Origin of the sequence: Streptomyces griseorubiginosus (assembly GCF_017614965.1) — a bacterium.
Classification (GTDB): domain Bacteria; phylum Actinomycetota; class Actinomycetes; order Streptomycetales; family Streptomycetaceae; genus Streptomyces; species Streptomyces griseorubiginosus_B.
Genome location: NZ_WVUG01000406.1, coordinates 1 through 6,728, shown reverse-complemented (window position 1 = coordinate 6,728; position 6,728 = coordinate 1). Strand labels below are relative to the sequence as shown.

At 71.6% G+C, this 6,728-nt stretch carries 6 protein-coding genes; 2 read left to right on the top strand and 4 right to left on the bottom strand.

Features of this window, described 5'->3' with window-relative positions; translation table 11 throughout:
* The coding region (locus GRC12_RS40365; RefSeq protein WP_208785433.1) for a MarR family winged helix-turn-helix transcriptional regulator at positions 1-354 on the bottom strand (354 nt) is incomplete at its 3' end.
* Between the two features lie 103 nt (positions 355-457).
* On the opposite strand from GRC12_RS40365, the gene GRC12_RS40360 reads away from it, so the two are divergent.
* Positions 458-832, top strand: coding sequence for a cupin domain-containing protein (locus GRC12_RS40360; RefSeq protein ID WP_208785432.1), 375 nt, complete (start codon positions 458-460; stop codon positions 830-832).
* A gap of 3 nt (positions 833-835) precedes the next feature.
* Here GRC12_RS40360 and GRC12_RS40355 read toward each other — a convergent pair whose 3' ends face one another.
* From GRC12_RS40355 to GRC12_RS40345, 3 genes are all read right to left on the bottom strand, one after another.
* Positions 836-1,810: a DNA polymerase Y family protein gene (locus GRC12_RS40355; RefSeq protein ID WP_208785431.1), complete on the bottom strand. Its 975-nt coding sequence runs from the start codon at positions 1,808-1,810 to the stop codon at positions 836-838.
* Positions 1,807-5,229: a DNA polymerase III subunit alpha gene (locus tag GRC12_RS40350; RefSeq protein ID WP_208785430.1), complete on the bottom strand. Its 3,423-nt coding sequence runs from the start codon at positions 5,227-5,229 to the stop codon at positions 1,807-1,809. The genes GRC12_RS40355 and GRC12_RS40350 overlap by 4 nt, the downstream gene beginning before the upstream one ends.
* 122 nt (positions 5,230-5,351) lie before the next feature.
* Positions 5,352-6,263, bottom strand: a complete 912-nt coding sequence (locus GRC12_RS40345) for an alpha/beta hydrolase family protein (protein WP_208785429.1) — start codon at positions 6,261-6,263, stop codon at positions 5,352-5,354.
* A gap of 138 nt (positions 6,264-6,401) precedes the next feature.
* Between GRC12_RS40345 and GRC12_RS40340 the strand changes: the two genes are divergently transcribed.
* Positions 6,402-6,728: TetR/AcrR family transcriptional regulator (locus tag GRC12_RS40340; protein ID WP_208785428.1), on the top strand; the 327-nt coding region annotated here is incomplete at its 3' end.

Here is a 6,728-nt window from a genome sequence, read left to right as displayed (position 1 = left end):
CCCCCGCACCACCTCGGCGGCCGCCTCCTCCGCGGCCCGGGTGCACGCCCACCCCCGCTCGGTCAGCACGACCAGCCGCGCCCGGGCGTCCTCAGGGTGCGGCCGCCGCTCGGCGAACCCCTTGCGCACGATCTCGTCAACCAGCTGACTGGCGGCCTGTTTCGTCACCCCGAGATGAGCGGCGAGCTCGGTCGCGGTCGCGCCGTCCGGGGCGAGCCGGGCGAAGGCGAACCCGTGAGCGGGCCTGACCCCTTCGAAGCCCCGGGCGACGACGCCCTCGTTGATGCGCTGCGTCAGTTCACCGGCGACGGCGAGCAGGGTTGCGGACAGGGCCATGGCCTCGGAGTTCTGCACGCAGGCATTGAAACACCCTTGACGAGATGGTCAAGCAGCTTGACCATGAAGGCGAGAAAATAGTCAAGGAGCTTGACCACTTCGCTCGACCGGAGAGGCACCCATGCCCGTCATCCGCACATCCGAGGCCGTCACCCATGAGATCCACGGCGCCCGCTTCGTCTCGTACGCCACCCCCCTCACCGGGAGCAAGGAGCTCTGCGCCTGGCGCGGCGAGATCCCCCCGGGCACCAAGGCCCCCGTCCACACCGTCACCCGCGAGGAGATCTTCCATCTCCTCGTCGGCGAACTCCTGATCACCCTCGACGGCCGCACCGACCGCGTCACCGCGGGCGACACCGTGATCGTCAACCCCGGCGCGACCCTGGGCGTCGAGAACCCGACCGATCAGACGGCCATCTCCTGGGTCACCACGTCCATCGGCCTGGAGGCGGAACTGGCCGACGGCACCCGGCTCACCCCGCCGTGGGCGAACTGACGCTCACGCCACCAGCGCCCCCGGGATCACCGCCCCCGGGCCGAACCTGGCCCTGATCCGGTCCGCGGTCTGCTCGATGCGGCGGACCTTCTCGTCGACCGGGTCGAAGGTGAGCTGGTAGGAGGCCTGGTCGGCGGGGGTGAGGGACTCGGCGCGCAGGACCAGGGCGCGGACCCGGGCGCGTTGCAGGCCGAGGGCCTCGTACATGCCGTACGCCGTCCTGGTCAGGGCGGCGGAGTGCGCGGTGGGTTCCTTCAGGGTGCGGGTGCGGGTCGTCGAGGAGCGGTCGGCGTAGCGGACCGTGAGGGTGAGGGTGCGGCAGACCTTCTCCAGGGCGCGGAGGCGGGCGCCCAGTTCCTCGGCGGCCGACAGAAGGGCGCGGCGGTGCCGGTCGGGGTCCAACTCGTCCCGCTCGAAGGGGCGTTCGGTGGCCAGGGAGCGGGAGACGCCGTTCGGGACGACCCGGCCGCGGTCGACGCCGTTCGCCTTCTCGTGCAGTTCACGGCCCGTCCGCGCGCCGACCAGCCGCTGGAGCGTGGACAGCGGCGCGGCGGCGACCCGCTCCAGGGTGTCGAGACCGTACTCGGACAATGTGCGGGCCGTCGTGGTCCCCACGCCGGGAAGCGCGCCCACCGGCAGGTCGGCGAGGAACTCCGCGACGCCCTCCGGATCGGCGGGGACCTCGCAGGTCACCCCGGGCCGGGCCGCCCCCAGCGCCACCCGGGCCAGCATCGGCCCCGGTCCGGCGCCGATCACACAGTCGACCCCGTACAGCGCGAGGGCGCGCACCCGGATCATCGACGCCAGTTCGACCGCCCCGCGCCCGAAGTACCGCTCGGCGCCCCGCAGATCGGCCAGCGCCGCATCCGGCGGCAGCGCCTCCACGACCGGGGTGAACTCCTCCAGCAGCCCGAGCAGCCCCGGCAGGGCCGTCTCGGACTCCGGCGGCAGCTGGAAACGTACACACACGATGGTCATCCCGCACTCCCCGGACTCTGGTGCCACAACTTCCGTACCTGCGAAGGCTCCTGACCCGCCGGGCGCAGATCGGCCCACGGGTTGAGTTCGTATCCGGTGGGCAGCTGGATGCGCCGGCCCCGCGCCGGATCGCCGCCCGTGCCTTCCACCACCGGCTCCGCCAGCCGCTTCGCCACCTCGTCGAGCCCGCCCTCGGCGCGCAGTTCGACCAGTTCGGCGAGGTTCCAGGCGGCGGAGCCCACCACACTCAGACTGCGCGGCCCACGCCGCTGCACGACCCCACGCACCAGCAGCAGCCAGGAGTGGAAGACGGTGTGGGCGCACGCGTCGTGGGAGTCGTCGAAGAAGGCGAGATCGACCAGGCCCGTCCCGTCGTCCAGCGTGGAGAAGATGACCCGCTTGCCGGACCGGATCGGCGGTGTCTGGGTCGCCGCCTTGGCCCCCGCGACCAGCACGGTCTCCCCATGCCGCGCCTCCCGCAGCCGCCGCGCCGACACCACGCCCAGCTCGTCCAGGAAGACCCGGTGATCGTCCATCAGGTTGCGCGAGGCGTCCATGGACAGCACACCCAGCTCGGCGCTGAGCTTCTCCGTCTCCGACAGATCCGGCAGCCCCGCGGACGCGGTCTTCCGCCCGCCGGCCAGGGGCAGTTGGCCGCCGCCCGCGCCCCGCGCCCCGCGCTGCAGCTCGGTCAGGTGCAGCTGCAGATCACGCCGGTTGGCGCCGAACGCGTCCAGGGCCCCGACCTGGGCGAGCCGTCCCGCGAGCGGCCGGCTGGGCCGCGCCCGCTCCCAGAAGTCCAGCAGCGAGTCGTAGGGCTGCCCTTCCTCGATCCGCGCGGCCTCGGCCTCACTGATCCCGTACACATCGCAGAGCGCCAGCCGCAGTCCCCACACCCCATCAGATTCAGACACCAGTTCGATCCGGTGTGCGGCCGCCGACTTGTTCACATCCAACGGCAGCACCGGCACCCCCCGTCGCCGCGCGTCCGCCAGCAGCAACCGCTTCGGGTACATCCCGGGATCATGCGTGAGCAGCCCCGCGTAGAAGGCGGCCGGATGATGGGCCTTCAGCCAGGCCGACTGGTACGTCGGTACGGCGAAGGCCACCGCGTGCGCCTTGCAGAACCCGTACGACCCGAAGGCCTCGATGATCTCCCAGGTCCGCCGAATCGTTTCTCCGTCATATCCGTTGGCCGCCGCGTGCTGGGCGAACCACACCTTGATCCGCCCCTGCGACTCCGGGTCGGACAGCCCGCGCCGCACCCGGTCCGCCTCCCCGCGTCCGCAGCCGGCCATGATCGCGACGATGTCGATGATCTGCTCGTGGAAGACGACCACCCCGTAGGTGCCCCGCAGCGGCTCCTCCAGATCCGGATGCGGATACCGGACGGGCGCCCGTCCGTGCCGGGCCTCGATGAACGGCCGCACCATGTCGGCGGCGACGGGCCCGGGCCTGAACAGCGAGATGTCCACCACCAGATCGTGAAAAGTACTCGGCTGCAGCCACCCCACCAGATCCCGCTGCCCCGGCGACTCGATCTGGAAGCACCCCAGCGTCTCGGCGGACCGGATGAGCTGGTACGTGGCCGGGTCGCCCCCCGCCAGCCCGTCAAGGTCGATCCGCTCCCCCGTCGCCCGCTCCACCTCGGCGACCGCGTGCGCCATGGCCGACTGCATCCGCACGCCCAGCACGTCCAGCTTGAGCAGTCCGAGATCCTCCACGTCGTCCTTGTCGAACTGCGACATGGGAAATCCTTCGCCGCTGGTGGGCATGACCGGCGTACGGCTCAGCAGGGACGCGTCCGACAGCAGCACCCCGCACGGATGCATGGCCACCCCGCGCGGAAGGGCGTCAAGAGCCTCGACCAGCTCCCAGAGCCGCCCGTACCTCTCCTTCTCCCCCGCCAGCGCCTTGAGCTCGGGCAGTTCCTCCAGCGCCGCCCGGGCGTCGCGCGCCCGGATGTGCGGGAAGGACTTGGCGATCCGGTCGATCTCGTCCGGGTCCATGGACAGGGCGGCGCCCACGTCCCGGATCGCGTGCCGCACCCGATAGGTCTCCGGCATCGCGACCGTGGCGACCCGCTCCTCGCCGAACCGGCCGATGATCGCCCGGTAGACCTCCAGCCGGCGCGCGGACTCCACGTCGATGTCGATGTCGGGCAGCACGACCCGCTCCTTGGACAGGAAGCGCTCCATCAGCAGCCCGTGCTCGATCGGATCGGCGTTCGCGATACCCAGCAGATGGTTCACCAACGACCCGGCACCGGACCCACGAGCGGCGACACGAACGCCCATCTCCCGTACGTCGTCCACGACCTGAGCAACCGTCAGAAAATAGGAGGCGAAACCGTGATGACCGATGATGTCCAGCTCATGGTGCATCCGCTCCCAGTAGTCCCGCCTGTCCGTGTAGCCGTGCAGCACCATGCCCGCCGCCGCCCGGGAGGCCAGCGCCCGCTGGGCGGTACGGCGTCCCGCGCCGACGAGGTGCGGCTCGGGGAAGTGGACCGTCCCCATGCCCAGGTCGTCCTCGGGATCGACCAGGCACTCGGCGGCCACGGACTGCGTCTGCTCCAGCAGCCGGTGGGCGGTCTCCCGCCGGTACCCCGCCGCCTCGACGATCCGCTCCGCCCCGCGGAACATCTCCTCCGCGCCCTTGAGCCAGGCCTCCCCCGAGTCCAGCTCCTTCCTGGGGTCGATCGGGACGAGCCGCCGAGCCGCGTCCAGGACGTCGGCGACCGGCCCGAGCCCGGGGTCGGCATAACGGACGGCGTTGCCGAGCACCGGCCGGACCCCCTGCTCGGCGGCGAAGCCCAGGGTGCGGGCGGCCAGCCGCAGCGACCCGGCCCCGGTGCCCTCACGCCCGTGCCAGACGACCTCGAGGCGCAGGGCGTCCCCGTAGACCTCCCGCCAGGGCCCGAGCAGCCGGGCCGCACGATCCGGCCGCCCGGCGGCAAGGGCCCGCCCGACGTCGGAGGCGGGACCGAGCAGGACGGTCACGCCGTCGGCGTGATTGTCCGCCCAGGCCAGCAGGGGCTGCCCCGCCCCCGCATGCGCCGCCGTGACCAGCCGGCACAGATCCGCCCAGCCACGAGCCCCCGCACGCGCCAGATAGACGACCCGGGGCATCGACTCATCGACAAAGGAACCACCGCGCACAGGGTTACGGCGCCGCCCTCCCCTCACGGACTCCGGCTCCGAGCCTCCCACCGCCAGCTCCACTCCGAACAGCGGCCGCACCCCCGCCCCCGCACAGGCCTTGGCGAACCGGACAGCACCGGCGAGGGTGTCGCGATCGGTGAGGGCGAGGGCGTCCATCCCCCGCTCGGAGGCGCGCTCGGCCAGCCGCTCCGGGTGCGAAGCGCCGTACCGCAGGGAGAACCCGGAGGCGGTGTGCAGATGAGTGAAGCCCGGCACCCGCACCTCCCGCTATCGAACATCAGTTCCCGACCGTCCCACCTCCACCATAGACCAAAATCAGAACGCTTGTGCGATAACCGTTCGGGCCCTCTTCACCTGGGAAAACGCCGGCCGGGGCGTCACTTGCTCTGCAGCGCGCCCAGCGCTTCGGGATCCTCCGCCAGCGCGGCGGCCGCCGCCTTCCAGCCGGTGTCCCCCAGGCCGAGGGCGCTGCGCAGGTAGGCCGAGCTGAGCTGCTGGATCAGGGCGACGCGCGCGGGATTCTCATCCGTCGTCTCGACGACCGTGTACCCGCAGATACCGCCGAGCGAGTGCTCGCCCCCGAACAGCGTGAGCAGGCTCTTGTCGCCCGGGCTGTAGGTGTACGGGTCGGTGAACCAGTCCGGTCCGCGCGTGGAGAGCGCGGACTGGTCGTTGTCCCCGGCGACGATCAGGGCCGGAGTCGTCATGGTGTCGAAGGACGGCTTCATGAAGGGGAAGTGCTCGGCGGCGAACGGGGTCAGGGTGTCGCCCAGACCGGTCAGCGCGAGCAGCACACCCGCCTTCACCCGGGGGTCGGACATGTCCTCGCCGGGCTTGCCGTCGGAGCCGAGGACGCGCGCACCCAGCAGCGCGCTCGCCGTCTGGGCCCCCCAGGAGTGGCCGGCCACGGCGACGCGGTCCCGGTCGAGGCGCCCGGCGAGGCCCGGGACGGCGGCTTCGAGGACGTCGAGCCCGTCCAGCACGCGCGTGAGGTCCTCGATGCGGATGCGCCAGATCCGCGGCGTACGGGGGTCCTCGGGGGGCAGACCGAGCGTCCTGGAGTCGAGATGGGTGGGCTGGACGACCACGAAGCCCTGCGCGGCCCAGTGGTCCGCCAACGGGAGGTAGCCGTCCATGGACCAGCCGAAGCCGTGCGAGAAGACGATGACGGGCAGATCGCCGCCGCTCACGGGGGCGGACACGCGGACCTGGAGGTCCTCACCACGCTCCGGGGCGGACAGAACGACCGGCCGCGCGGACACCACGGTGGCGGGCTTGGATTCGGACATGGGGTGCCTTTCAATGCGAGGGCAGCGGTTGGCCGCAGGCCTGCGGCTCTGCCATCATGAAGGAAACGGAACGTTGTTCCATCTAAAATACGGAACGCCGATCCGTTTTGCAAGATCGGCCGTCGAAGGAGAACCACGGTGAACGACGAGGGCCGGAGCCCGGGAAGCTCAGCCAGGTCGAATCGCAAGGACGCCCGGCGCAACCAGCAGGCCCTGCTGGACGCGGCCGCCGCGGTCTTCGTGGCCTCGGGCGTGGATGCGCCGGTGCGCGACATCGCGGCGAAGGCCGGCGTCGGGGTGGCCACCATCTACCGCCACTTCCCCACCCGGGCGGACCTCGTCGTCGCCGTCTACCGCCACCAGATCGACGCCTGTTCGACCTTGACGGTGGGGGAGACGAAGATCCAGTCGATGCGCTCGCCGTTCGGCTGCGGCGGCCGGTACCTGGGATGGAACGTCCCATAC

Excerpts from the sequence above, each read along its gene's own strand:
- GRC12_RS40360 (WP_208785432.1), top strand. The coding sequence starts at position 458 with ATGCCCGTCATCCGCACATCCGAGGCCGTCACCCATGAGATCCACGGC.
- GRC12_RS40345 (WP_208785429.1), bottom strand. The coding sequence starts at position 6,263 with ATGTCCGAATCCAAGCCCGCCACCGTGGTGTCCGCGCGGCCGGTCGTT.
- GRC12_RS40355 (WP_208785431.1), bottom strand. The coding sequence starts at position 1,810 with ATGACCATCGTGTGTGTACGTTTCCAGCTGCCGCCGGAGTCCGAGACG.